We start from the raw sequence: 24,447 nt of genomic DNA, 5'->3' as shown, positions 1-24,447 counted from the left end.
CTGATGAAACTCTACAATTTAAAAGATCACAATGAACAGGTCAGCTTTGCGCAGGCCGTTACTCAAGGGCTTGGCAAACATCAAGGGCTGTTCTTCCCGCACGATCTGCCGGAATTCAACCTCACCGACATTGATGACCTGCTGACGCAGGATTTCGTCACCCGCAGCGCGAAAATTCTCTCCGCGTTTATCGGTGATGAAATTCCACAGGCTGAACTCGCGAAGCGCATTGGCAATGCGTTTACCTTCCCGGCGCCGGTGAATAACGTGCAGGAAGATATCGGTTGTCTGGAGCTGTTCCATGGCCCAACCCTGGCGTTTAAGGATTTTGGCGGTCGCTTTATGGCGCAGATGCTGACCCTTATCGCGGGCGAAAAACCGGTGACTATTCTGACTGCGACGTCCGGCGATACCGGTGCGGCGGTGGCACATGCCTTCTATGGCCTGCCAAACGTCAAAGTGGTCATTCTTTACCCGCGCGGCAAAATCAGCCCGCTGCAGGAAAAACTATTCTGTACGTTAGGTGGCAATATTGAAACCGTGGCCATCGACGGCGATTTCGATGCCTGCCAGGCGCTGGTCAAACAGGCCTTTGACGACGAAGAGCTGAAAGTGGCGCTGGGCCTCAACTCCGCGAACTCCATCAACATTAGCCGCCTGCTGGCGCAGATTTGCTACTACTTCGAAGCGGTGGCTCAGTTGCCGCAGGAAGCGCGCAATCAGTTGGTGGTCTCCGTGCCGAGCGGCAACTTTGGCGATCTGACAGCCGGTCTGCTGGCCAAATCATTAGGCCTGCCAATTAAGCGCTTTATTGCCGCGACGAATGCCAACGATACCGTGCCGCGCTTCCTGCAGGATGGTAAATGGGCGCCAAAAGCGACTCAGGCGACCCTGTCTAACGCGATGGACGTCAGCCAGCCGAACAACTGGCCGCGCGTGGAAGAGCTGTTCCGCCGCAAGATCTGGCGTCTGAACGAGCTGGGCTATGCTGCGGTTGATGATGAGACCACCAAAGCGACGATGCGCGAGCTGCAGGCGTTGGGCTACACCTCCGAGCCGCACGCCGCCATTGCCTACCGTGCGCTGCGCGATCAATTGCAACCAGGTGAGTACGGGCTGTTCCTTGGTACTGCGCATCCGGCGAAGTTCAAAGAGAGCGTAGAAGAGATCCTGCAAGAAACGCTGCCACTGCCAAAGGCGCTGGCGGATCGCGCCGACCTGCCACTGCTGTCGCATAACCTGCCGGCTGACTATGCCGCGCTGCGTAAGCTGATGATGAGTAACGCGTAACGTCTCCGTTTCCCCCTTCTGAACGGAGGGGGAAATAGGGAGAAATTATGTAGATATTCCGCAGAGAAAAAGGAGAAATTCCCAATAAATGCGGGAGGTTACAATATAGGATTGCGGAGAATAACCAACAGGGTTTCACCACGGTAAGCTCTCTTCATCGGCCCCATAGGCAAATGATGAACAAAGGAGTTCCCCATGTTAAAACCTGCGATGTTTGCACTGGCAATGATGCTGGCAGCTCCGGTCATGGTACAGGCTGCGGAGATAACGCTGATCCCCGCAGTGAAGCTACAGATTGGCGATCAGGATAATAGCGGACGCTATTGGGATGGCGGACACTGGCGCGACCATAGCTGGTGGAAAGAGCATTACGAATGGCGAGATAACCGCTGGCATGCGCATACGCCGCCACCGCGTCACGACGACCGCGGTCATGATGATCATCATGACAATCGTGGGCATGACAATCGCGGCCCGGGTAACGATCATCGCGATGATCATCGTCCACCACCAAATCATCACTGATCCAAAAAAAAGCCCGGCATTGCCGGGCTTTTTTTGCGTTACTGCTCGTGGCGTTTAAAGACCAGCTCGTCGTGGGTTGAGCTTGCCGAATCGAAGAAATACCCTTCGCTGTTAAAGCCGGTGAGCTGTTCGGGCTTGCTCAGGCGGTTTTCGATGATAAAACGGCTCATCAACCCGCGCGCCTTTTTAGCGTAGAAGCTAATGACCTTAAATTTGCCATTCTTCTCGTCGAGGAACACCGGCTTGATGATTTGCCCGTTGAGCGCTTTGGGTTTTACCGAGCGGAAGTATTCATCTGATGCCAGATTCACCAGCACATCATCCCCCTGATCCGCTAACGCGCTATTCAGCGTTTGGGTGATTTCGTCCCCCCAGAACTGGTAGAGATCTTTGCCGCGCGGGTTTTCCAGACGAATCCCCATCTCCAGACGATAGGGCTGCATCAGATCCAGTGGGCGCAGCACGCCATAAAGGCCGGACAACATACGCAAGTGTTTTTGGGCAAAATCGAAATCGGCTTCGCTGAAGGTTTCCGCCTGGAGCCCGGTGTAGACATCCCCCTTAAACGCAAGGATCGCCTGGCGCGCATTATCCGGTGTGAAGTCCGGATGCCAGTCGTGGAAACGCGTGGCGTTCAGGTCGGCCAGCTTGTCGCTAATCCCCATCAGCGCTTTAATTTGCGGGGCGGAGAGCTGACGCGCAACGCCAATCAGCTGTTGGGAATGCTCCAATAGCGCGGGCTGGGTATAGCGCGTCGTTGCCAGCGGGCTTTGGTAATCGAGCGTTTTAGCAGGAGAAATCAGAATTAGCATATCCAGTCCTTGCAGAAAATTTCACTCAACTTTAACAAAAAAACGCTATCAGGTGATCGATTGCTGCTATTGGCGCGGCGGTTGATCCCAACTCTCCGGCGCCAGCTGCTGGGCAATCTCCGGGTAATAGTCGGGGTCGAACACTGGCGTTACGCCCAGTTTACGCTGGCGCAGGTAGTCAGTAGCAATAATGCGTACCACCGGTGAAAGCAGCAAAATTGCCGTCAGGTTGGTGATGGCCATTAGCGCCATGATCACGTCAGCCATCTGCCAGACGAGCGGGAGATTGAGCAAACTGCCGGCGACCACCATCAGCAGTGTGGCTATGCGTAGCAGCCAAATGGCCCACGGCATATCCCAACGTAAAAAGATCAGGTTGTTTTCGGCGTAGACATAGTTTGCCACCACCGAGGTGAAGGCGAACAACATCATCACCAGTGCCACGAAGCTGGCTCCCCAGTCGCCGACCAGTACGTTCATCGCATGCTGAATGAGTTGGATACCGTCGTAGCTGGTGGTTTTGGTTCCGTGGCCCGCCAGCAATACCACCATCGCGCTTGCGCTACAGATGACGATGGTATCAATAAGGACGCCAATCATCTGAACAATCCCTTGTGCGGCGGGATGTGGAGGGAATGAGGACGCGGCGGCCGACGCGTTCGGCGTCGATCCCATGCCAGCCTCGTTGGAGAACATGCTGCGTTGGAAACCGCTGGTGATAGCTTGGCTTACGCTATAGCCCACCGCGCCCGCTGCTGCCTCCTGCCAGCCAAACGCGCTGCGGATAATCATCTCGATGATGGCGGGCAGCTCGACGATATGCCATAGCGTGATCAGCAGGCATGTCGCGACCCACAGCAGCGCCATAAACGGTACCACCCATTGGCTGAATTTCGCCACGCCCTTCATCCCGCGCAGGATCACCAGTAGGGCGAGCAGTGCCATCACGATGCCTGTGACGGCTTTAGGGATATCGAAGGCATATTCCAGCGCGTGTGCGGTTGAGTTGGCCTGCACGGTATTGAAAATCAGCCCATAGGCGAGGAGGAGCAGCAGAGAGAACACGACGCCCATCCAGCGCATTCCAAGCCCACGGGACATGTACCAAGCCGGGCCGCCGCGAAACTGTCCGCTGGCGTCACGCTCTTTGTATAACTGCGCCAGCGAACATTCAGCGAAGCTGCTGGCCATGCCGATAATGGCGGCAATCCACATCCAGAACACCGCGCCGGGGCCGCCGACGGTAATGGCTAAAGCTACGCCGGCGAGGTTGCCACTGCCCACTCGCGCGGCAAGGCTGATGCACAAAACCTGAAATGAGGTCAGACCGCCTTCGCGGGGCGTCAGGCTTCTTTTCAGACTTTTGCTAAACTGACGGATGTAGCGAAACTGGATGTAGCCGGTTCTCCATGTGAACCACAGACCGCAGCCGAGGAGCAGGTAAATCATTACCGAACCCCAAAGTATCTCGCTGATAAAGGAGAGAAAATCAGGCATTAAACGTCCTCTTGTCTATGCCGAAATAGAGGGCTGACCGCGGGAAGGTAAGGTTGCTTCGCACGATTCGATTCAGCCAATGTAAGCGCTACCACGATCAGGGCGCAGAAACTCAACCCTCAAAGTTTGATGCTTCAGTTTATCATACTCTGCGCTCTCGCGACGTCGGCGGTTGCGCTGAGGGTGCGGCGTGATATTATCGGGGCAGACCGGTTACATCCCCCTAACAGCTGTTTAAAGAGAAACACTATCATGACGGATAAATTGACATCTCTGCGTCAGTACACAACCGTAGTGGCTGACACCGGAGACATCGCAGCAATGAAGCTGTATCAGCCTCAGGATGCGACAACCAACCCTTCTCTGATTCTGGGTGCAGCGCAGATCCCTGAGTACCGTAAACTGATTGATGATGCGGTAGAGTGGGCGCGTAGCCAGAGCAGCGATCGTGCTCAGCAGGTTGTAGATGCTACCGACAAACTGGCCGTAAATATCGGTCTGGAAATTCTGAAACTGGTCCCTGGCCGTATCTCAACGGAAGTTGATGCGCGTCTGTCCTATGACACCAAAGCATCCATCGCAAAAGCGAAACGCCTGATCAAAATGTACAACGATGCTGGCATCAGCAACGACCGCATCCTGATCAAACTGGCTTCTACCTGGCAGGGCATCTGCGCAGCAGAGCAGCTGGAAAAAGAAGGCATCAACTGTAACCTGACGCTGCTGTTCTCCTTCGCTCAGGCTCGTGCTTGTGCAGAAGCCGGCGTATACCTGATCTCTCCGTTCGTGGGCCGTATTCTGGATTGGTACAAAGCCAATACCGATAAGAAAGAGTACGCACCAGCAGAAGATCCAGGCGTAGTTTCCGTTAGCGAAATCTACCAGTACTACAAACAGCACGGTTACGAGACGGTCGTTATGGGCGCAAGCTTCCGTAACATCGGTGAAATCCTGGAACTGGCTGGCTGCGATCGTCTGACCATCGCTCCTGCACTGCTGAAAGAGCTGGCAGAAAGTGAAGGCGCGCTGGAACGTAAACTGACCTTCACCGGTGAAGTTAAAGCGCGTCCGGACCGCATCACTGAATCTGAGTTCTTGTGGCAGCACAACCAGGATCCAATGGCCGTTGATAAACTGGCGGAAGGTATCCGTAAGTTTGCAATCGACCAGGAAAAACTGGAAAAAATGATCGGCGACCTGCTGTAAGACGGCATCGTTGCATGATGAAAGCCCGCTTCTCTTGTGAGAGCGGGCTTTTTTAATGCTGTAGAGAAGGGAGCTCTTCTGCGCTAACGCCGGTCATTTCGATGATGTCGGCCACCGATATCCCTTTTTTCAGCATAGCTTGGGCTATTTTACGTGATGCCTCGCGCTCACCCGTTTGCAAGCCTTCCTGAAGGCCTTGCTGAATGCCTTCGCGACGTCCTTCCTGCTTTAGCTGCTCTGCGAGCGTCATGAGTTCGTCTCCATACTGAGGCGCATGCTGCGCCATCTCAAACAGTAGTGTGCGGGCATCCTGAGCCTTTCCCGCCTGTAGCATGTAGTTTACCAGCGCAATCACCTGTTGTCCGCTGATGTCGTTGTGGGTTAACAGCGCGGCGAGCTTATCAAACAATTGGGTCAGATCGCGCTGGCGGATGTGCTTTTGAATCAACGTCAGCGCGGCTATGCTGCGGTGCTGCATGATCTCGTCATCCGCGATGACTGTGATATCGACGAGAGGGAAGTCTTGAGCGTAAATTTTCCCTGCAAGCTGTGGATCCGTAAAATGATTTAGCCAATTCATTGAATAGGGATAGGGGCTTTTTCGCCCCTGGTAAAACAGAATCGGAATCACCAGCGGCAGAGTTTTATTACCCGCTTCCAAATGGCGCTGCATGGCTGCGATTGCGTAGCGCATCAAACGGAAAGCCATATGTTTATCCGGTGAACTCTGATGCTCTATCAAAACATGGATGTATCCATCGCCGCAGGCGGTTTTTAATGAGTAGAGCATATCGCTGAAGTAGGGATGGAGATCATCTTCAATAAAGCTCCCTGATTCCAGATGCAAGGTCTGCAGATCGCATAGGCACAAAAGCGCTGGGGGCAGATGAATAGCAATAAAATCTCGCGCCGTTTCCATTTGCGAGAGGAAGGTTTTAAACACCAAATCATGGGGCGTAGGTGATCTTTTCTTAGGCATATTTGACCCTCCCTGGTCATCTTTGGCCGGAGTCTGCCATTCCCGTAAACGATGCGACAGTGAATCCTCCATTGGCTCATTGGTTTTGCGGCGCACCTCGGGAAACACCGTGGGATAACCCGTTTGGGGATTTAGTATTGCCGGCCAATCGCGTGTATCATTCCGCTTAACAGCACCGTTTTAATGGAATAATCATGAACACTTTACGCATTGGTTTAGTTTCTATCTCTGACCGCGCCTCCAGCGGCGTGTATCAGGACAAAGGTATCCCGGCACTCGAAGAGTGGCTGGCATCGGCTCTGACCACGCCTTTTAAAGTGGAAACCCGCCTGATCCCAGATGAGCAAACCATCATTGAACAAACGCTGTGCGAGCTGGTGGATGAGATGAGCTGCCATCTGGTTCTGACCACCGGTGGAACCGGCCCTGCGCGCCGTGATGTGACGCCAGATGCGACGCTGGCGATTGCTGACCGCGTGATGCCGGGCTTTGGTGAGCAAATGCGCCAGGTGAGTCTGCATTTTGTGCCGACGGCGATCCTTTCTCGTCAGGTGGGCGTTATTCGTAAGCAGGCGCTGATTTTGAACCTGCCGGGGCAGCCGAAAGCGATTCAGGAAACGCTGGAAGGGGTTAAGGACGCTGAAGGCAAAGTGTTGGTTAACGGTATCTTTGCAAGTGTACCTTATTGTGTACAGTTGCTGGAAGGGCCGTATATTGAGACCAATCCGGATGTGGTAGCAGCTTTTCGCCCTAAGAGCGCGCGTCGCGAGACATTATCCTGAATGTAATCCATTCCTGACATAACCTATCATTCCTCTGGAGTGGGATAGGGTTTACGGTATAGTAATTTTTGCTTTACACAAATCGTAAACTTATATCAACAGCTCAACTTTGCGAATGGTTCGTTATGTCAAATTACACCCGACCTCTGAATCGACAAGATTATAAAACGTTGACCCTGGCGGCATTAGGTGGCGCGCTGGAGTTTTACGACTTCATCATTTTCGTTTTCTTTGCGGCCGTGGTCGGGGAGCTTTTCTTCCCGGCGGATATTCCCGAATGGTTACGCCAGGTGCAGACCTTCGGCATTTTTGCCGCGGGGTATCTGGCTCGTCCGCTGGGCGGCATTATTATGGCGCACTTTGGCGATTTGGTTGGCCGCAAGAAGATGTTCACCCTCAGCATTCTGCTGATGGCCGTTCCGACGCTGGCAATTGGCCTGCTGCCAACCTATGTCACTGCCGGTCTGGCGGCTCCGCTTTTATTGCTGCTGATGCGCATTTTGCAAGGCGCAGCGATCGGCGGTGAAGTGCCTGGCGCGTGGGTGTTTGTGGCGGAACACGTTCCGGCGCGTCGAATTGGTATTGCCTGCGGTACGCTAACGGCTGGGCTGACGGTCGGTATCTTGCTCGGTTCGGTGGTGGCCACCCTGATTAACACGCAGCTGACGCCGCAGGCGATTCATAACGGCGGCTGGCGTATTCCTTTCCTGCTGGGGGGGATCTTTGGCCTGGTGGCGATGTATCTGCGCCGCTGGCTGCAGGAAACCCCGATCTTCCTTGAGATGCAGCAGCGTAAGGCGCTGGCGCAGGAGCTGCCGATAAAATCAGTGGTGCTCAAGCATAAGCAGGCGGTAGTGGTTTCCATGTTGCTGACCTGGCTGCTATCGGCAGGGATTGTGGTGGTCATTCTGATGTCACCCGTCTGGCTGCAGAAGCAGTACGGTTTTGCTCCCGCGCTGACTTTACAGGCCAACAGCGTGGCCACGGTTATGCTTTGTGTTGGCTGTCTGTTGGCCGGATTGATTGTGGATAAAATGGGCGCCAGCAAAACCTTTATCGTTGGCAGTATTCTGCTCGCCTGTTCGAGCTGGCTCTTCTACCACCTGGCGGGAGCGCATCCAGAACAACTGTTCGTGCTGTACGGGCTGGTGGGGCTGTGCGTTGGTGTGGTTGGTGCGGTGCCGTATGTGATGGTTCGCGCCTTCCCGGCAGAAGTGCGCTTTACCGGTATTTCATTTTCTTACAACGTTTCGTACGCCATTTTTGGCGGCCTGACGCCGATTGCCGTAACGATGTTGATGGGGGTGTCACCCATGGCGCCTGCCTGGTATGTACTGGCGCTGTCGCTGCTCGGCCTGGCATTGGGTATTTGGTTACGCAAAGAAGCGCCGGCGGCAGTCGGCGGCGAATTACAACGCTCCTAAGCCTGCCAGTGAGCCCGGCGCCCTCGCGCCGGGCTCGTGGTTAGCGAATGATCTCGACCTCTTTAAACATAAAGCGCTTTTTCTTCCCGTCTTCCTGGTAGCCGATGCGGATAAAGATCCTCAGGTCTTCAAGCCAGGCATAATCACTGCTCATCGCTTTCCCGTCACCACGGTCGTCGGTGCAGCTCAGCTCCAGGTAGCGCCCTGGGAATTGCTCATTCAGCATGGAAGCATCGTGCCAGGTGCTTTCCACGAGGCACACCTGGCTTTTTGACTTGCTCTTTGGTGCGTCCTGCGCATTTTGCATCACCGCCAGCCAACGGTACTGTTTACCGACGATGGGGGCGGCATTAAAGTCCGTTTCCAGCGACTGGCTAATGAGCGGGCTATTTTGCATAGAATCCCACTCTTTCAGGTTCACCAGATTGAACAGGCGCTGGTACTGAATATAGAACGGTATGCCTTTGAGAATCAGGGTATCGAGCGTCAGCGTGCTGCCATCCGGCAGACGGTCGATACGCGTTTGCGCGCTGCTGTCGTCCGGACCGGGCCATACCTGAGTAAACGTCAGGCGGCTAAACGTTGGCGTGCTATTTGTGTCGTCCAGTACCTGGCGGATCGTTTTGTTAACGGATTCAGCTAATGGGTAGCGTGCCAACGCGCTTGGATCGTTTTGCGTAAAATCAGGGAGGGTAAGCGGTGCCTCGGCGGCCGTTTTCTGTCGTTCAACCCGCGGCCCGAAGCCGGTAAATTGGTTCAGATCCTTCAGGCTGCACAGCGTTTTAATGGGGGCGATGAGTGGTTTAGAGAGCGGGGAGAAATTGGCATCGGTTGTGATGCTATTGTCGCTCACTACCGAGCCATTAAGGGAAAATGTCCGTTCAATACGTGCCCGGTGATTATGACAGTTGACCTGCATTTGCTGGATTCGGAAATCATAGGGCGCAGTGTATTTTTCGTCGCGATGAATTTGGGCGTAATCGGTGCCTAACCGAAGCTTGAGCAAGCTGCCCTGGCGATAGCTGCTGCTGAGATCGATAAACAGTTGATCTGCGTTTTTATCCGGCAGCGACAGCCCAACCCAGCGAGGTTGTGGGATTTTCTGTTGGCAGATATTTAGCGCCGGATCGGTGCTCATCAGGCTATCGGCATCAGGCTCAAAAGGGATGCCAGGGATATAGCGGCCAATGGAGCGACTGCCGTATACGCGGAGATCTTTGCCAACCGGCGTCTGAAGGTTCATATACAGCAACGTTTTCGTCTGGGTGTTGCAGTCGATATTCAGCCAAAGATCGTTGCGTGAACCTCCCGCCATCATAATTCGGTAAACCGTGTTGATGCTGCTGCCCATGTGCACGGTATTGTCTTTATCCCAATCAACGCGGGTGACGTCGTTGGCCTCTAACGCATAGCCGTAGGAAGGGAGCAGGACACTGGTGGCCAGAAACAGGCCGTAAGCCGAGGTAAATCGCATCATCAACATTCCATTTTAATTATAAGAAGCTGTTGAAAATAACGTAAATAGCGGGCGTGAGGTAACCCCAGGATAGGTAGTTGGTGGGCAAAAAAAAGCGCCGGACAGGCCGACGCTTTTCAAAAGAGATGAGGATTAGTGTTTTTCACCAATCGGCAGCACGGTGCGGCCAAACTGCTCGTTCAGCACTTCGCCCATGGCCAGGTAGATGGCGCTTGCGCCACAGATGAGACCAATCCAGCCTGCAACGTGGATAATGGCTTCGTTACCGTTGATGTTGCCAATCGCCAGCAGGGCAAACAGCACGGTCAGGCTCAGGAACACGAATTGCAGCATGCGTGCTGCTTTCAGGGTACCGAAGAACATGAACAGCGTGAACACGCCCCACAGGCCCAGGTAGGCACCGAGGAACTGCGCATTAGGTGCTTCCGTCAGACCCATTTTCGGCATCAGCAGAATGGCGACCAGCGTCAGCCAGAAAGAACCGTAAGAGGTGAATGCGGTCAGACCGAAAGTATTCCCTTTTTTGTATTCCAGCAGGCCCGCGAAAATCTGCGCGATACCGCCGTAAAAAATACCCATTGCGAGAATAATACCGTCAAGCGCAAAGAAACCCGCGTTGTGCAGGTTAAGCAGAATGGTGGTCATGCCGAAGCCCATCAGGCCCAGCGGTGCCGGGTTAGCCAACTTAGTGTTGCCCATAATTCCTCAAATCATCATTGAATGGTGAAATAATCTCCCCAATGTTGGGGCGCGGCATAATAATCAGGAGTCAACGGGCTGTCTATGATCTGATGAGGGGAAAATAAACTATTTTTCCCCTTTTACGCCTGAACCCGGTGTTTTGCCGTGAAAGGGGCAAGGTCAGATTGCCACCGCTTGGCCTAGGGCGAAAACTGGATTTATGACTCATGTTGGGATTTTGCCGATTTCCAGTCGCCAAAAAGGATTCCGCAGAAGAAATGAATATTCGGGCTTTTTTACGCCGATTTTGGGCGCGCGAGGGTGGTCGTTATCCATTTAACTTATTGAATAAATATCTTTTTTCATTGGTGTTTCGTGGGGGGGGACGACGGGGGAGCGCTCAGCGCGCGTTAAATTTTAAGCGCACTGAATGAAAAATTTTTTAGCCTGCCCCTTGATGGATGACGTTGAGCCCCCATCTTGTAGTCAACCGCAGTGAGTGAGTCTGAAAAAAAACGATTCAGGGCAGTTGAAACCGTAGGTTTCGCCCTTATTACAGACTGACAACCACATGTTGAATGAATTTTTAGTGGAGACGTTTAGATGGGTAAAATTATTGGTATCGACTTGGGTACTACCAACTCTTGTGTAGCGATTATGGATGGCACTACTGCACGCGTGCTGGAGAACGCCGAAGGCGATCGCACCACGCCTTCTATTATTGCATATACCCAGGATGGTGAAACTCTGGTTGGTCAGCCGGCTAAACGTCAGGCAGTGACAAACCCGCAAAACACCCTGTTTGCGATTAAACGCCTGATTGGTCGCCGCTTCCAGGACGAAGAAGTGCAGCGTGATGAAGCCATCATGCCGTACAAAATCATCGGTGCTGACAACGGTGATGCATGGATCGATGTGAAGGGTCAGAAAATGGCTCCTCCGCAGATCTCTGCAGAAGTGCTGAAAAAAATGAAGAAAACGGCTGAAGATTACCTGGGTGAACCGGTAACTGAAGCGGTTATTACCGTACCTGCTTACTTTAACGATGCTCAGCGTCAGGCAACAAAAGACGCCGGCCGTATCGCAGGTCTGGAAGTCAAACGTATCATCAACGAACCAACCGCGGCTGCACTGGCATACGGTCTGGATAAAGAAGTCGGCAACCGTACTATCGCGGTATATGACCTCGGTGGTGGTACTTTCGATATTTCCGTTATCGAAATCGACGAAGTTGACGGCGAAAAAACCTTCGAAGTTCTGGCAACCAACGGTGATACCCACCTGGGTGGTGAAGACTTCGATAGCCGCATGATCAACTACCTCGTTGACGAATTTAAGAAAGATCAGGGCATTGACCTGCGCAACGATCCGCTGGCAATGCAGCGTCTGAAAGAAGCAGCTGAAAAAGCGAAAATCGAGCTGTCTTCTGCTCAGCAGACTGACGTAAACCTGCCGTACATCACTGCAGATGCGTCTGGTCCTAAACACATGAACATTAAAGTGACCCGTGCGAAACTGGAAAGCCTGGTAGAAGACCTGGTTAACCGTTCAATCGAGCCGCTGAAAGTTGCACTGCAGGACGCTGGCCTGTCTGTTTCCGACATCCAGGACGTTATCCTGGTGGGTGGTCAGACTCGTATGCCAATGGTTCAGAAGAAAGTGGCTGAATTCTTTGGTAAAGAGCCACGTAAAGACGTTAACCCGGACGAAGCTGTTGCTATCGGTGCTGCAGTCCAGGGTGGTGTACTGACGGGTGAAGTGAAAGACGTACTGCTGCTGGACGTTACCCCACTGTCTCTGGGTATCGAAACCATGGGCGGCGTGATGACTGCGCTCATCAACAAAAACACCACCATCCCGACCAAGCACAGCCAGGTGTTCTCTACCGCTGAAGACAACCAGTCTGCGGTAACCATCCATGTGCTGCAGGGTGAACGTAAACGTGCTTCTGATAACAAAGATCTCGGCCAGTTCAACCTGGACGGTATCAGCCCAGCGCCGCGCGGCATGCCGCAGATCGAAGTAACCTTCGATATCGATGCTGATGGTATCCTGCACGTGTCTGCGAAAGACAAAAACAGCGGTAAAGAGCAGAAGATCACCATCAAGGCATCTTCTGGTCTGAACGAAGAAGAAATTCAGAAAATGGTTCGTGAAGCCGAAGCTAACGCTGAAGCTGACCGTAAGTTTGAAGAACTGGTTCAGACCCGTAACCAGGGTGACCATCTGCTGCACAGCACTCGTAAGCAGGTTGAAGAAGCGGGCGAACAGCTGCCAGCTGACGACAAAACCGCTATCGAGTCTGCGCTGACTGCGCTGGAAGCGTCCCTGAAAGGCGAAGACAAAGCCGATATCGAAGCGAAAATGCAGGCGCTGGCTCAGGTTTCCCAGAAACTGATGGAAATCGCTCAGCAGCAGCACGCACAGCAGCAAGCTGGCGCTGAAGGCGCTGACGCTTCCGCGAACAATGCGAAAGACGACGATGTTGTTGACGCTGAGTTCGAAGAAGTGAAAGACAAAAAATAATCGCCCTGATGCAGGGTAGTTAATCGGCACGGGCGTAGGAGATCTCTCCACGCCCGTGCTCGTATGTTAAGGGGCTGAAAAACAACAATGGCAAAGCAAGATTACTATGAGATTTTGGGCGTTTCCAAAACAGCGGAAGAGCGTGAAATCAAAAAGGCGTATAAACGCCTGGCCATGAAATTCCACCCGGACCGCAACCAGGGTGATAAAGAGGCCGAAGCCAAGTTTAAAGAGATCAAAGAGGCGTATGAGATCCTGACCGACGCGCAGAAGCGTGCGGCCTACGATCAGTACGGCCATGCAGCCTTTGAACAGGGCGGTATGGGCGGCGGCGGCGGTGGTTACGGCGGCGGCGCAGACTTTGGCGATATCTTTGGTGACGTATTCGGTGACATCTTCGGCGGTGGCCGCGGTCGTCAGCGCGCATCCCGTGGCGCTGATCTGCGTTACAACATGGATCTGACGCTGGAAGAAGCGGTTCGTGGTGTGACCAAAGAGATCCGCATTCCAACGCTGGAAGAGTGTGATGTTTGCCACGGCAGTGGGGCGAAAGCGGGTTCACAGCCGCAGACCTGTCCAACCTGCCACGGTGCAGGCCAGGTGCAGATGCGCCAGGGCTTCTTCGCCGTACAGCAGACCTGTCCACACTGTCAGGGCCGCGGTACGCTGATTAAAGACCCGTGCAACAAATGTCACGGTCACGGTCGGGTAGAGAAAACCAAAACGCTGTCCGTGAAGATCCCTGCGGGTGTCGATACCGGCGATCGTATTCGTCTGTCGGGTGAAGGCGAAGCGGGTGAACATGGTGCGCCGGCGGGCGATCTGTACGTTCAGGTGCAGGTGAAACAGCACGCTATCTTCGAGCGTGAGGGCAACAACCTGTACTGTGAAGTACCGATCAACTTCTCCATGGCGGCGCTGGGCGGCGAGATTGAAGTTCCGACGCTCGACGGTCGCGTGAAGCTGAAAGTACCGGGTGAAACGCAAACCGGCAAACTGTTCCGCATGCGCGGCAAGGGCGTGAAGTCCGTCCGCGGTGGTGCGCAGGGTGACCTGCTGTGTCGCGTGGTTGTTGAGACGCCGGTGAGTCTGAACGAGAAGCAAAAACAGCTGCTCAAAGACCTGCAGGAAAGCTTCGGCGGTCCAACCGGTGAAAACAATAGCCCTCGCTCCAAAAGCTTCTTTGATGGCGTGAAAAAGTTCTTTGACGATTTAACGCGTTAATCACTGCCGCCATATCAGACAAAGCCCGGGATTGCGAGATTCCGGGCTTTTTTTATCGCTTAAATACCCGATGGCCGGGAGCGAAGGAAAGGCAATACGCGGATGTCACGCGCGGTCCGAATGAGGCTTCTCAGGAAAAAAAATAGTTCGGAAAAGACGAGTCTTTCGCAATGAATAATCTAATTTTAACGATATGTTTAGCGATGTAAGATAGTAATCACGAAGTATTTACTTGATAGAGAGTATGAAAAGTGAAACATATTCAGCGCTTTTTTAACAATGATGCCTCCGGCGGCATTCTTCTGATTATTGCCGCGGTAATGGCGATGTTGATGGCTAATATGGGGGCGACCAGCGGCCTGTATCATGCATTCCTGGAAACGCCGGTACAGCTGCGCGTTGGTGCACTGGAAATCAATAAAAACATGCTGCTGTGGATTAACGACGCGCTGATGGCGGTCTTTTTCCTGCTGATTGGCCTTGAGGTCAAGCGTGAGTTGATGCAAGGCTCGCTGGCGACGCGCCGTCAGGCTATTTTCCCGGTGATTGCCGCGCTGGGCGGTATGGTTGTACCGGCATTGGTATATCTGGCCTTCAATGCCCAGGATCCTATCGCCAGCAGCGGCTGGGCGATACCTGCTGCTACGGACATTGCTTTTGCCTTAGGCGTGCTGGCGCTGCTCGGCAGCCGGGTACCGGCTTCGTTGAAGATTTTCCTGATGGCGCTGGCAATCATCGACGATCTGGGCGCGATTGTGATTATTGCTCTGTTCTATACCAGCGATCTGTCGCTGCTGTCGCTGGGCGTTGCTGCGGCGGCTATCGTGGTGCTGGCCATTCTTAACCTCAGCGGAGTGCGTCGTACCGGTATCTATATTCTGGTGGGCATGGTTCTGTGGACGGCGGTACTGAAATCGGGCGTGCACGCGACGCTGGCCGGTGTGATCGTTGGCTTCTTTATCCCGCTGCGTGAGCAGGAGGGGAAATCCCCGGCGAAGCAGCTTGAGCACGTGCTGCATCCGTGGGTGGCCTTTATGATCCTGCCGCTGTTTGCCTTTGCTAACGCCGGTGTTTCGCTGGAGGGTGTGACTTTCAGCGGCCTGACGTCGATGCTGCCATTGGGGATAATCGCGGGCCTGTTTATCGGCAAGCCGCTGGGGATCAGCCTTTTCTGCTGGCTGGCGCTGAAGCTGAAGCTCGCTAAACTGCCCGAGGGCGCTAACTTCTCGCAGATCATGGCGGTTGGCCTGCTGTGCGGGATTGGCTTCACCATGTCTATCTTTATCGCCAGCCTGGCCTTTGGCAGCGTCGACCCGTCGCTGATCAACTGGGCGAAGCTGGGCATTCTGGTGGGCTCCGTGCTGTCGGCGGTGGTGGGATACACCTTGCTGCGCGCGCATTTAAAGCCGCAAGCGGCGTAAGTATCGAAAATGATGATTAAAGGAGAGGGGAGCACAGGGCATGTCGCATATTAATTACAACCATCTGTACTACTTTTGGCATGTCTACAAGGAAGGTTCGGTCGTCGGAGCGGCGGAGGCACTCTACCTCACGCCGCAGACTATTACCGGGCAGATTAAGGCGCTGGAAGAGCGCCTGCAGGGCAAGCTGTTTAAGCGTAAAGGGCGCGGTATTGAGCCGAGTGAACTGGGTGAGCTGGTGTTCCGCTATGCGGATAAGATGTTTACCCTGAGTCAGGAAATGCTGGATATCGTTAACTATCGCAAAGAGTCAAACCTGCTGTTTGATGTCGGAGTGGCCGACGCGCTGTCAAAACGGCTGGTGAGCGGCGTGCTGGATGCTGCGGTGGTAGAGGACGAACAAATCCATTTGCGCTGCTTCGAATCCACGCACGAGATGCTGCTGGAGCAGTTGAGTCAGCATAAGCTGGATATGATTATCTCTGATTGCCCAATTGACTCTACGCAGCAGGAAGGGCTGTTCTCGGTGAAAATTGGGGAGTGCAGCGTGAGCTTCTGGTGCATGAATCCGCCGCCGGAGAAACCATTCCCAGCATGCCTGGAGGAGCGTCGGCTGCTGGTGCCTGGCCGTCGCTCAATGCTGGGACGCAAGCTGCTGAACTGGTTCAACGTTCAGGGGCTGAAGGTGGAGATTTTGGGTGAGTTTGATGATGCGGCACTGATGAAGGCGTTCGGTGCGGCGCATAATGCCATTTTTGTTGCGCCTACGCTGTATGCGCATGATTTTTACGCGGATAACAGCATCGTCGAAATCGGTCGAATGGACAGCGTCATGGAGGAGTATCATGCGATTTTTGCCGAACGTATGATCCAGCACCCGGCGGTACAGCGTATTTGCCATCGCGATTATTCTGCGCTTTTTGCCGAGCCCGTTAAGCCCGTTCGCTGAACGAGAAACGCCGTCAACGGGGTTGATTAACCTGATATCAGCGCTAAGCCGGAGCCTATCACCCGATGAGTGCTCCGGCTTATCAGGCCGGCATTCTGTTTATTCTCTGCGTTAAGCAGGTCAAATATCCAAATGACAGACGTAAAAAAACCCGCATAAAGCGGGTTTTTTTCAAAGCTGATAACAAGCGGGCGATTAAGCCAGTTTGTTGATCTGTGCAGTCAGGTTTGCTTTATGACGTGCAGCTTTGTTTTTGTGGATCAGACCTTTAGCAGCCTGACGGTCCACGATTGGTTGCATTTCGTTAAATGCTTTCAGTGCAGTAGCTTTGTCGCCAGCTTCGATAGCTGCGTATACTTTCTTGATGAAAGTACGCATCATAGAGCGACGGCTAGCGTTGTGCTTGCGGGCCTTTTCAGACTGAACGGCGCGCTTCTTAGCTGATTTGATATTAGCCAAGGTCCAACTCCCAAATGTGTTCTATATGGACAATTCAAAGGCCGAGGAGAATGCCCGTTTAGCCTTCTTTTGTCAATGGATTTGTGCAAATAAGCGTCGCTAAAATGACAACGCTGCATTACGTAGTGATGGCGCAGGATTCTACCAGCTTGTGGCCGACGAATACAGTCTTTCTGGCACAAAAATCACCCGGCCCAACTATATTTTCTTGCCATTTCGCTGGATGCCGATGAAATCATTCCCACTTTCGGCGACGAGGTGCAATAGCGGGTTAACGTGAGCTGTTGTACAAGGTATACTCTGACGATTTTCACTCTTTTGAGCCAGACATGAAGCTGATACGCGGCATACATAATCTCAGTCAGGCACCACATGGGTGCGTACTGACCATTGGTAATTTCGACGGTGTGCATCGTGGGCATCAGGCGCTACTGCAGGGCTTACGTGCTGAAGGCAGGGCGCGAGGTTTACCCGTGGTGGTGATGATTTTTGAACCGCAGCCGTTGGAACTTTTCGCGGCTGATAAAGCCCCTGCGCGCCTGACGCGTTTGCGTGAAAAGCTGCGCTATCTGGCCGAAAGTGGAGTGGACTACGTCGTTTGCCTGCGCTTTGACCGTCGCTTTGCCGCGCTAACCGCGCAGGCGTTTATCAGCGATCTGCTGGTCAAGCGTCTCGGCGTTCAGTTCCTGGCCGTTGGGGATGATTTCCGCTTTGGCGCTGGTCGTCAGGGCGATTTCTTGTTATTACAGAAGGCAGGTGCGGAGTTTGGCTTCGACATCACCAGTACGCAAACCTTCTGTCATGGCGGTGTACGCATTAGCAGCACCGCGGTGCGTCAGGCGCTGGCCGAGGATAACCTCGAGCAAGCCGAAAACCTGCTGGGCCATCCGTTTACCATCTCCGGACGCGTCGTGCACGGTGATGAACTGGGCCGCACCATCGGTTTCCCGACGGCGAACCTGCCGCTACGTCGTCAGGTCTCCCCGGTAAAAGGGGTGTATGCGGTAGAAGTGATGGGGCTTGGCGATAAGCCTTTGCCGGGCGTGGCCAATATTGGCACACGTCCAACGGTTGCTGGCGTTCGCCAGCAGCTGGAAGTGCATTTGCTGGACGTTGTAATGGACCTTTATGGTCGCCACATAGATGTAGTGCTGCGTAAGAAAATACGCAATGAACAGCGATTTGCTTCGCTGGATGAGCTAAAGGCGCAGATTGCGCGTGATGAATTAACGGCCCGCGAGTTATTTGGGCTATCAAACCCGGCTTAAATGCCTACGTAAAAATACGGAACCGAGAATCTGATGAGTGACTATAAATCAACCCTGAATTTGCCGGAAACAGGGTTCCCGATGCGCGGCGATCTCGCCAAGCGTGAACCGGGAATGCTGGCGCGTTGGACCGAAGATGACCTGTACGGCATCATTCGTGCCGCGAAAAAGGGCAAAAAAACCTTCATTCTGCATGATGGCCCTCCATATGCGAATGGCAGCATTCATATTGGTCACTCTGTAAACAAGATTCTCAAAGACATTATTATTAAGTCCAAAGGTCTGACCGGCTATGACTCGCCTTATGTTCCAGGCTGGGACTGCCATGGTCTGCCGATTGAGCTCAAAGTTGAGCAAGAATTCGGTAAGCCGGGCGAGAAATTCACGGCAGCGGAATTCCGTGCGAAATGCCGCGAATACGCTGCGGGTCAGGTTGACGGCCAGCGTAAAGACTTTATCCGTCTGGGCGTGTTGGGCGACTGGCAGCACCCATACCTGACGATGGACTTCAAAACCGAAGCCAACATCATCCGTGCGCTGGGCAAAATCATTCACAACGGCCACATGCTGAAAGGCGCTAAGCCTGTTCACTGGTGCGTTGACTGCCGTTCTGCGCTGGCAGAAGCGGAAGTTGAGTATTACGACAAAACCTCACCATCTATCGACGTGGCATTCCACGCGGTTGATGCTGATGCAGTCAAGGCGAAATTTGGCGCAAGCAGCGTCAATGGCCCGATTTCTCTGGTTATCTGGACTACCACCCCGTGGACTCTGCCGGCAAACCGCGCGATCTCTATCTCTTCTGAGTTCGAGTATGCGTTGGTGCAGATTGACGGTCAGGCTGTCATCGTTGCAAAAGATCTGCTCGATAGCGTCATGGCGCGTATCGGCGCCAGCGATTACACCGTACTGGGTACCGTCAAAGGCTCCGAACTTGAACTGATGCGCTTTACCCATCCGTTCATGGGCTTCGACGTACCGGCTATTCTGGGCGACCACGTCACTCTGGATGCCGGTACCGGTGCGGTACATACCGCCGGTGGCCACGGCCCTGACGACTACGTGATCAGCCAGAAATACGGTCTGGAGATTGCTAACCCGGTTGGCCCAGACGGCGCTTACCTGGCGGGTACCTACCCAGGATTAGACGGCGTGAACGTCTTCAAAGCCAACGATAAAATCGTTGAGCTGCTGACGGAAAAAGGCGCGCTGCTGCACGTTGAGAAAATGCAGCACAGCTACCCATGCTGCTGGCGTCACAAAACGCCAATCATCTTCCGTGCCACCCCACAGTGGTTCATCAGCATGGATCAGAAAGGCCTGCGTATTCAGTCGCTCAAAGAGATCGACCGTATCGAGCAGGATGGTCTGGCGCAAGAAAACCTGAGCGGCTGGATCCCAGCATGGGGTAAAGCGCGTATCGAATCGATGGTCGCCAACCGTCCTGACTGGTGTATCTCCCGTCAGCGTACCTGGGGCGTGCCAATGTCGCTGTTCGTGCATAAAGACACCGAAGAGCTGCACCCACGTACCACCGAACTTATCGAAGAAGTCGCTAAATACGTTGAGAAAGACGGTATTCAGGCGTGGTGGGATCTTGACCCGCGTGAGATCCTCGGCGACGACGCTGATAACTACGTGAAAGTGCCGGATACCCTGGACGTTTGGTTTGACTCCGGTTCTACCAGCTACTCCGTGGTTGATGCGCGTCCTGAATTTGGCGGTCACACGCCGGATATGTATCTGGAAGGCTCTGACCAGCACCGCGGCTGGTTCATGTCCTCCCTGATGATTTCCACGGCGATGAAAGGCAAAGCGCCTTACCGTCAGGTGCTGACCCACGGTTTCACCGTGGATGGTCAGGGCCGTAAGATGTCCAAATCTATCGGTAACACCGTTTCTCCGCAGGATGTGATGAACAAACTGGGTGCGGATATCCTGCGCCTGTGGGTGGCATCTACCGACTACACCGGCGAAATGGCCGTTTCTGATGAAATCCTGAAGCGTGCTGCCGACAGCTATCGTCGTATCCGTAACACCGCGCGCTTCCTGCTGGCAAACCTCAACGGTTTTGATCCGGTAAAAGATATGGTGAAACCGGAAGAGATGGTTGTTCTGGATCGCTGGGCGGTTGGCTGCGCGAAAGAAGCGCAGGAAGACATCCTGAAAGCGTACGAATCCTATGACTTCCACGAAGTGGTTCAGCGCCTGATGCGCTTCTGCTCCGTAGAAATGGGCTCGTTCTATCTCGACATCATCAAAGACCGCCAGTACACCGCGAAAGCGGACAGCGTGGCGCGTCGTAGCTGCCAGACTGCGCTGTACCACATCGCAGAAGCACTGGTTCGCTGGATGGCGCCAATCATGTCCTTCACCGCGGATGAAATCTGGGGCTATCTGCCGGGTTCTCGCGAGAAATACGTCTTTACCGGCGAATGGTACGAAGGCCTGTTTGGCCTGGCGGAATCCGAAGCCATGAACGATGGTTTCTGGGATGTTCTGCTGCAGGTTCGTGGCGAAGTGAACAAGGTTATCGAGCAGGCGCGTGCTGACAAGAAAGTCGGTGGCTCGCTGGAAGCCGCGGTGACTCTGTACGCCGAACCTGAGCTGGCGGCGAAACTGAACGCGCTGGGCGAAGAACTGCGATTTGTCCTGTTGACCTCCGGTGCGAAAGTTGCGGATTATGCGCAGGCGACCGCTGATGCTCAGCAGAGCGAACTGCTGAAAGGTCTGAAAGTGGCGCTGAATAAAGCCGAAGGTGAGAAGTGTCCGCGCTGCTGGCATTACACTCAAGACGTTGGCAAGGTGGCGGAGCACGCAGAAATTTGCGGCCGCTGTGTAAGCAACATCGCCGGTGATGGCGAAAAACGTAAGTTTGCCTGATGAGTCAATCTGTCTGTTCAACAGGACTGCGCTGGCTGTGGCTGGTGGTAGTCGTGCTGATTATCGACTTAGGCAGCAAATACCTGATCCTCCAGAACTTTGCTCTGGGGGATACGGTGTCGCTGTTCCCGTCGCTTAATCTGCATTATGCGCGTAACTATGGCGCTGCGTTCAGCTTCCTAGCTGACAGCGGTGGCTGGCAGCGCTGGTTCTTTGCCGGTATTGCGGTGGGGATCTGCGTTATCCTGGCGGTGCTGATGTATCGCTCCAAAGCGACGCAGAAGCTCAACAACATCGCCTACGCGCTGATTATTGGCGGCGCACTGGGTAACCTGTTCGACCGTCTGTGGCATGGTTTCGTCGTCGACATGATCGATTTCTACGTCGGTGACTGGCACTTTGCGACGTTCAACCTGGCCGATACCGCCATTTGCATCGGCGCGGCGCTGGTAGTGCTGGAAGGCTTCCTGCCGAAAAAGCAGGCATAAAATAATCCCGGAGGGCGTTGCGCGACTCCGGGATAGATAAACAGCCTGTTTCTGTTTGCCCGTTAGCCATTGTGCGGCGGGCATACAGATAAAACAAAAGCACAGAAAACGTTGTCATACTTATAACAATCATCGTCATTCCAATGTCGTAAGATAAAAGGCTGTCCCTGCATGTCTAAATCGATTCAAAGCAATAGCGCGGTGCTGGTGCACTTCACGCTGAAACTCGACGATGGCTCTACCGCTGAGTCAACCCGTAGCAATGGCAAACCGGCGCTGTTTCGTCTGGGTGATGCCACGTTATCTGAAGGGCTGGAGCAGCACCTTCTTGGCCTGAAGGCCGGGGATAAAAAAGCCTTCTCGCTGGAGCCAGATGCGGCGTTTGGTATCTCGACGCCGGACCTGATTCAGTATTTCTCCCGCCGCGAATTTATGGATGCGGGCGAACCGACCATCGGTGCAATCATGCTGTTTACCGCAATGGATGGCAGCGAAATGCCGGGCGTGGTTCGTGAAATTAACGGTGACTCGATCACGGTTGATTTTAACCACCCGCTGGCGGACCATACCGTTCACTTTGATATTGAAGTACTGGAAGTCGATCCGGTACTGGAGGCGTAAAATGCAGATCCTGTTGGCCAACCCACGCGGCTTTTGTGCAGGCGTTGACCGCGCTATCAGCATTGTTGAAAATGCGCTCGCTATCTATGGCGCGCCCATCTATGTGCGTCACGAAGTGGTACATAACCGCTACGTGGTGGACAGCCTGCGCGAACGCGGCGCGATCTTTATCGAGCAGATTAGCGAGGTGCCGGATGGCGCGATCCTGATCTTCTCTGCGCATGGCGTTTCCCAGGCCGTGCGTAACGAAGCCAAAGGCCGGGATTTAACGGTATTTGATGCAACCTGTCCGCTGGTGACCAAAGTCCATATGGAAGTTGCCCGCGCCAGTCGCCGTGGCGAAGAGTCCATTCTGATTGGCCATGCCGGTCATCCGGAAGTGGAAGGCACCATGGGGCAGTACAGCAACCCGAAAGGGGGCATGTATCTGGTTGAATCGCCGGAAGACGTCCTGACGTTGGCGGTAAAAGACGAAAGCAAGCTGTCATTCATGACCCAAACCACGCTTTCGGTGGACGACACGTCGGACGTCATTGACGCGCTGCGCCAGCGTTTCCCGAAAATCGTTGGCCCGCGTAAAGATGATATTTGCTACGCCACCACTAACCGCCAGGAAGCGGTACGATTACTCGCTCAGCAGGCGGATGTCGTGCTGGTGGTCGGCTCGAAGAACTCCTCCAACTCCAACCGTTTGGCCGAGCTCGCTCAGCGGATGGGCAAAGCCGCCTATCTGATTGACGATGCGACGGACATACAGGAAGCCTGGGTGAAGGATGCCGCCTGCGTCGGTGTAACCGCTGGGGCGTCGGCGCCGGACATTCTGGTGCAGAACGTGATCGCCCGTTTGCAGTCGCTGGGCGGTGGTGAAGCCATTACCCTCGAAGGCCGTGAAGAGAATATCGTCTTTGAAGTTCCGCGCGAGCTGCGTGTGGATGTTCGTGAAGTCGAATAAATTAATTCTCCCGCAGATGTGAAAAAATGCCAGGCTTAACGTCTGGCATTTTTTATGGAGAAATCATGCGCCTGCCAATATTCCTGGATACCGATCCCGGCATCGACGATGCTGCGGCAATTGCCGCCGCCATTTTTGCGCCTGAGCTGGATCTGCAGCTCATGACCACCGTGGCGGGTAACGTCTCCGTCGAAAAAACTACCCGTAATGCCCTACAGTTGCTGCACTTCTGGAATGCCGATATTCCGTTGGCACAGGGGGCGGCGGCACCGCTGGTTCGCCCACTGCGCGATGCTGCATCGGTGCATGGTGAATCCGGCATGGAGGGGTATGACTTTGTTGAACATAGCCGCCAGCCGCTGGCAAAACCGGCGTTTCAGGCGATTCGCGATGCACTAATGCTGGCACCGGAGCCAGTTACGCTGGTAGCTATCGGGCCGTTAACCAATATTGCGCTGCTGCTGACCCAATACCCTGAATGCCGCTTTAACATCCACCGTCTGGTGATCATGGGCGGTTCTGCCGGGCGCGGTAACTTTACGCCAAACGCGGAGTTCAATATCGCTATCGACCCGGAAGCCGCCGCGCTGGTGTTCCGCAGCGGTCTGGACATTGTGATGTGCGGGCTGGATGTGACCAATCAGGCGATGCTGACGCCGGAGTATCTCGCGTCCCTTCCTGCGTTGAATAAAACCGGTAATATGCTGCACGCGTTGTTTAGCCACTATCGCAGCGGCAGTATGCAAAGCGGCTTGCGGATGCACGATCTGTGCGCCATTGCGTGGCTGGTACGTCCTGAGTTATTTACGCTGCAATCGTGTTTTGTCGCCGTGGAGACTCAGGGGCAATATACTGCGGGTACTACCGTCGTGGACATCGAAGGACGGCTCGGCCAGCCTGCCAACGCGCAGGTGGCGCTGGGGCTGGATGTTGCCGGTTTCCAAACGTGGGTGGCTGAGGTGCTGTCGCGCGCGGTGTGATCA

At 54.1% G+C, this 24,447-nt stretch carries 21 protein-coding genes; 15 read left to right on the top strand and 6 right to left on the bottom strand.

The features are described 5' to 3' along the window. Nucleotides 1-3: 3 nt before the first annotated feature. Both thrC and KCR01S_RS12260 read left to right on the top strand, forming a co-directional pair. Complete coding sequence (thrC, locus tag KCR01S_RS12265; RefSeq protein ID WP_061283014.1) at nt 4-1,290, top strand: threonine synthase; 1,287 nt, start codon at nt 4-6, stop codon at nt 1,288-1,290. 195 nt (nt 1,291-1,485) lie between these two features. Further along, nucleotides 1,486-1,815, top strand: a complete 330-nt coding sequence (locus KCR01S_RS12260) for a DUF2502 domain-containing protein (protein WP_061283013.1) — start codon at nt 1,486-1,488, stop codon at nt 1,813-1,815. A 38-nt stretch (nt 1,816-1,853) separates the two neighbouring features. Here KCR01S_RS12260 and yaaA read toward each other — a convergent pair whose 3' ends face one another. Both yaaA and KCR01S_RS12250 read right to left on the bottom strand, forming a co-directional pair. Then, nucleotides 1,854-2,627, bottom strand: a complete 774-nt coding sequence (gene yaaA, locus KCR01S_RS12255; RefSeq protein WP_061283012.1) for a peroxide stress protein YaaA — start codon at nt 2,625-2,627, stop codon at nt 1,854-1,856. Nucleotides 2,628-2,693: 66 nt separating this feature from the next. Continuing rightward, the gene (locus KCR01S_RS12250; protein ID WP_061283011.1) at nt 2,694-4,124 is read right to left on the bottom strand and encodes an alanine/glycine:cation symporter family protein; all 1,431 of its coding nucleotides are present in this window, start codon (nt 4,122-4,124) and stop codon (nt 2,694-2,696) included. 252 nt (nt 4,125-4,376) lie between these two features. On the opposite strand from KCR01S_RS12250, the gene tal reads away from it, so the two are divergent. Next, complete coding sequence (tal, locus tag KCR01S_RS12245) at nt 4,377-5,330, top strand: transaldolase (RefSeq protein WP_061283010.1); 954 nt, start codon at nt 4,377-4,379, stop codon at nt 5,328-5,330. A gap of 52 nt (nt 5,331-5,382) precedes the next feature. Here the strand turns inward: tal and KCR01S_RS12240 are convergent, their stop codons facing one another. Beyond that, nucleotides 5,383-6,309, bottom strand: coding sequence for an Rpn family recombination-promoting nuclease/putative transposase (locus tag KCR01S_RS12240; RefSeq protein WP_061283009.1), 927 nt, complete (start codon nt 6,307-6,309; stop codon nt 5,383-5,385). Nucleotides 6,310-6,503: 194 nt separating this feature from the next. Between KCR01S_RS12240 and mog the strand changes: the two genes are divergently transcribed. Continuing rightward, nucleotides 6,504-7,091, top strand: coding sequence for a molybdopterin adenylyltransferase (gene mog, locus KCR01S_RS12235; protein ID WP_061283008.1), 588 nt, complete (start codon nt 6,504-6,506; stop codon nt 7,089-7,091). Between the two features lie 125 nt (nt 7,092-7,216). After that, the gene (locus KCR01S_RS12230) at nt 7,217-8,515 is read left to right on the top strand and encodes an MFS transporter (RefSeq protein WP_061283007.1); all 1,299 of its coding nucleotides are present in this window, start codon (nt 7,217-7,219) and stop codon (nt 8,513-8,515) included. 40 nt (nt 8,516-8,555) lie between these two features. Here the strand turns inward: KCR01S_RS12230 and KCR01S_RS12225 are convergent, their stop codons facing one another. Continuing rightward, nucleotides 8,556-9,992, bottom strand: coding sequence for a hypothetical protein (locus KCR01S_RS12225; protein ID WP_061283006.1), 1,437 nt, complete (start codon nt 9,990-9,992; stop codon nt 8,556-8,558). A gap of 132 nt (nt 9,993-10,124) precedes the next feature. Beyond that, a complete protein-coding gene (gene satP, locus KCR01S_RS12220; protein WP_061283005.1) occupies nt 10,125-10,691 on the bottom strand; it encodes an acetate uptake transporter in 567 nt (188 codons plus the stop codon). 585 nt (nt 10,692-11,276) lie between these two features. On the opposite strand from satP, the gene dnaK reads away from it, so the two are divergent. The 4 genes from dnaK (at nt 11,277) to nhaR (ending at nt 16,793) form a co-directional block, all read left to right on the top strand. Further along, the gene (dnaK, locus tag KCR01S_RS12215; RefSeq protein WP_061283004.1) at nt 11,277-13,199 is read left to right on the top strand and encodes a molecular chaperone DnaK; all 1,923 of its coding nucleotides are present in this window, start codon (nt 11,277-11,279) and stop codon (nt 13,197-13,199) included. Between the two features lie 87 nt (nt 13,200-13,286). Next, nucleotides 13,287-14,423: a molecular chaperone DnaJ gene (gene dnaJ / locus KCR01S_RS12210; protein WP_061283003.1), complete on the top strand. Its 1,137-nt coding sequence runs from the start codon at nt 13,287-13,289 to the stop codon at nt 14,421-14,423. Between the two features lie 251 nt (nt 14,424-14,674). After that, nucleotides 14,675-15,844: a Na+/H+ antiporter NhaA gene (nhaA, locus tag KCR01S_RS12205; protein ID WP_061283002.1), complete on the top strand. Its 1,170-nt coding sequence runs from the start codon at nt 14,675-14,677 to the stop codon at nt 15,842-15,844. Between the two features lie 40 nt (nt 15,845-15,884). Next, on the top strand, nt 15,885-16,793 hold the full coding sequence (gene nhaR / locus KCR01S_RS12200) for a transcriptional activator NhaR (protein ID WP_061283001.1): 909 nt from the start codon (nt 15,885-15,887) through the stop codon (nt 16,791-16,793). 195 nt (nt 16,794-16,988) lie between these two features. On the opposite strand, the gene rpsT is transcribed toward nhaR, so the two are convergent. Beyond that, nucleotides 16,989-17,252: a 30S ribosomal protein S20 gene (rpsT, locus tag KCR01S_RS12195; RefSeq protein WP_003018940.1), complete on the bottom strand. Its 264-nt coding sequence runs from the start codon at nt 17,250-17,252 to the stop codon at nt 16,989-16,991. A 329-nt stretch (nt 17,253-17,581) separates the two neighbouring features. Between rpsT and ribF the strand changes: the two genes are divergently transcribed. The 6 genes from ribF (at nt 17,582) to rihC (ending at nt 24,444) form a co-directional block, all read left to right on the top strand. Continuing rightward, on the top strand, nt 17,582-18,520 hold the full coding sequence (ribF, locus tag KCR01S_RS12190) for a bifunctional riboflavin kinase/FAD synthetase (protein WP_061283000.1): 939 nt from the start codon (nt 17,582-17,584) through the stop codon (nt 18,518-18,520). A gap of 33 nt (nt 18,521-18,553) precedes the next feature. Further along, entirely contained in the window at nt 18,554-21,403 is a 2,850-nt protein-coding gene (gene ileS / locus KCR01S_RS12185; protein WP_061282999.1) for an isoleucine--tRNA ligase, read from the top strand. Next, nucleotides 21,403-21,891, top strand: a complete 489-nt coding sequence (lspA, locus tag KCR01S_RS12180) for a signal peptidase II (protein ID WP_061282998.1) — start codon at nt 21,403-21,405, stop codon at nt 21,889-21,891. Before ileS ends, lspA begins: the two co-directional genes overlap by 1 nt. Before the next feature lie 171 nt (nt 21,892-22,062). Next, the gene (gene fkpB / locus KCR01S_RS12175; RefSeq protein WP_061282997.1) at nt 22,063-22,512 is read left to right on the top strand and encodes an FKBP-type peptidyl-prolyl cis-trans isomerase; all 450 of its coding nucleotides are present in this window, start codon (nt 22,063-22,065) and stop codon (nt 22,510-22,512) included. A 1-nt stretch (nt 22,513) separates the two neighbouring features. Beyond that, a complete protein-coding gene (gene ispH, locus KCR01S_RS12170) occupies nt 22,514-23,464 on the top strand; it encodes a 4-hydroxy-3-methylbut-2-enyl diphosphate reductase (RefSeq protein ID WP_061282996.1) in 951 nt (316 codons plus the stop codon). A 65-nt stretch (nt 23,465-23,529) separates the two neighbouring features. Next, nucleotides 23,530-24,444: a ribonucleoside hydrolase RihC gene (rihC, locus tag KCR01S_RS12165; RefSeq protein ID WP_061282995.1), complete on the top strand. Its 915-nt coding sequence runs from the start codon at nt 23,530-23,532 to the stop codon at nt 24,442-24,444. Nucleotides 24,445-24,447: the final 3 nt, after the last annotated feature.

The sequence above is a fragment of the Kluyvera cryocrescens NBRC 102467 genome, assembly GCF_001571285.1.
Lineage (GTDB): Bacteria > Pseudomonadota > Gammaproteobacteria > Enterobacterales > Enterobacteriaceae > Kluyvera > Kluyvera cryocrescens.
The sequence above is the reverse complement of the archived record's forward strand: the minus strand, read 5'-3'. Positions and strand labels throughout refer to the sequence as shown.